Annotated in this window: 3 protein-coding genes; all 3 read right to left on the bottom strand. The window is 60.6% G+C overall.

Features of this window, described 5'->3' with window-relative positions:
* On the bottom strand, window positions 1–403 hold a 403-nt coding region (locus EN935_RS35030; protein ID WP_281040396.1), incomplete at its 3' end, for an undecaprenyl-diphosphate phosphatase.
* Between the two features lie 205 nt (window positions 404–608).
* Window positions 609–806 carry a hypothetical protein gene (locus EN935_RS35025; RefSeq protein ID WP_109669740.1) on the bottom strand — a complete coding sequence of 66 codons (198 nt, stop codon included), beginning with the start codon at window positions 804–806 and terminating at the stop codon, window positions 609–611.
* Window positions 807–958: 152 nt separating this feature from the next.
* Window positions 959–1,357 carry a GFA family protein gene (locus tag EN935_RS35020; protein WP_127374173.1) on the bottom strand — a complete coding sequence of 133 codons (399 nt, stop codon included), beginning with the start codon at window positions 1,355–1,357 and terminating at the stop codon, window positions 959–961.
* Between the last annotated feature and the right edge of the window lie 291 nt (window positions 1,358–1,648).

The following is a 1,648-nucleotide window of genomic DNA, read 5'->3' as shown; positions in this document are numbered from 1 at the left end:
CAGTCAGGCTGCGCAGCGGCGAATTGCAGGCGTTGAGCACGCCCGACAGCGCAACGCCGGCGATGACGATCGGGATCGTCGCCAATATGATCCAGAGCGCCAGCCGGAAATGCCGGTCAGCGAAATCGCGTCGCGCCAGTGCGTCGAGCGACCCAAACAGAGTATCCCTGACGTCACTCCAGAAATAGCTGACCACCGCGGCAAGGGCCGCAAGCTGCATGGCAGCGGAGAAGGCGGAACCGGGATCTTGCCAGCCGAGCACGGCCGGCACGATGCGCATATGGGCGGTCGAGGAAATCGGCAGCAGTTCGGTGATGCCTTGCACCACGCCGAGGAACGCCACCTTGGCAAATCCCAGGCCGACGAAGCCCGTGTCCAGGCCTTGAGTGCAGATGTCGGCCAATGTCGAATTCCATGCATGAGAGATCGGACTTGCGCGGACCGACCAGTATCGGTCAATCCCGGGCAAGCCTTATCGTCATGGGCAGGATAATCAATTTACGGATTTGTAAGCTGGTGTCGGGATGCACGCGATTCAAAACCAGCCCACCTTGGGGCCAGCTTGATATTCATAGGGAAAATCGCAACGTGATTAGTCGCAACGCGATTTACGGGCAGAGCCAGAGTTTCTGGCATGTCCTGGCGATCACATGCGCCGGCGGCACGTCAGGTTCATCGACGGAGGGCCGGCGAACCCGTTCGAGCAGCATGCGCACCTGTTCGGGGCGCACACGATCGCGCTCCATCACAAGCAGGACCATCGGATCGCTCAAAAGCTCATCCAGGGTGCTGATGCTGTCGTTCATCCGTCGTCTCCTCGAATGCCGTGCCCGCGCCCCTTAAATAGGGAGACAAAGATGGCCCGCCAATGACGCTTTGCCGGCTATCTCGTGTCTCTTTCGATTAAATTTTGGTCATGGTTACGCTCTTCCTTCTCTCCCTGCGGACGAAGGAAAAACTAGCCTGGCGGCGGAGCGCCTTCGTACTGCGGCAAGCCGTCATCGAGCATCAGCCAGGGCTGCTTCGAGGCCGTGAAAATATGCATTTGCGGCTTGAAAACTGTGGGATCGTCGAGCGAAGCTGTGGTGATGCCGATGATGCCCGCGGAATCGCGCCGGGAGAACATCGTCGTGCCGCAGCTCGGGCAAAAGCCGCGTTTGAGGTCCGGCGAGGAGTTTATCGTCGCCAGTGGCCCGTCCACCGTCAAATCGTCGATGCGAAACAGCACGCGGGCGTTGAAGGCGGCACCGATCGCCCTCTGGCAAACCCGGCAGTGGCAGATGCGTTCGTTGATGGGGGCCGCGTCCGTGCGGTAGCGCACCGCCTTGCACAGGCATCCGCCCTCATATCTTGCCATCGCCCGGATCCATTGGTGGAGAGAATAAGCGGCACCGTAGCGGCGGGACCGATTGGGTCAATTGAAAAGCTTTGATACAACGTCATCGATTATGGTGATGCGGGTGGAACTGAGGCCATGACGGCGGACATCGAAACCATCGGCATTGCGGACCTGTTCGGGCCGCCCTCGCCCGCTCGCGACCGCACCGACGCCAGGATCATGGCGGCAGCCTCCGGAATCGGCTTCATGGCGGTCCGGGACTTTCCCGGCGACGACTGGCTGACGCCGGACAAACGCGCACAATTGCTG

Origin of the sequence: Mesorhizobium sp. M7D.F.Ca.US.004.03.1.1, from assembly GCF_003998635.1 — a bacterium.
GTDB classification, from domain to species: domain Bacteria; phylum Pseudomonadota; class Alphaproteobacteria; order Rhizobiales; family Rhizobiaceae; genus Mesorhizobium; species Mesorhizobium loti.
Note: the sequence above shows the minus strand (reverse complement) of the source record. Positions and strands in the feature narration are given on the sequence as shown.

Excerpts from the sequence above, each read along its gene's own strand:
- EN935_RS35020 (WP_127374173.1), bottom strand. The coding sequence starts at position 1,357 with ATGGCAAGATATGAGGGCGGATGCCTGTGCAAGGCGGTGCGCTACCGC.
- EN935_RS35025 (WP_109669740.1), bottom strand. The coding sequence starts at position 806 with ATGAACGACAGCATCAGCACCCTGGATGAGCTTTTGAGCGATCCGATG.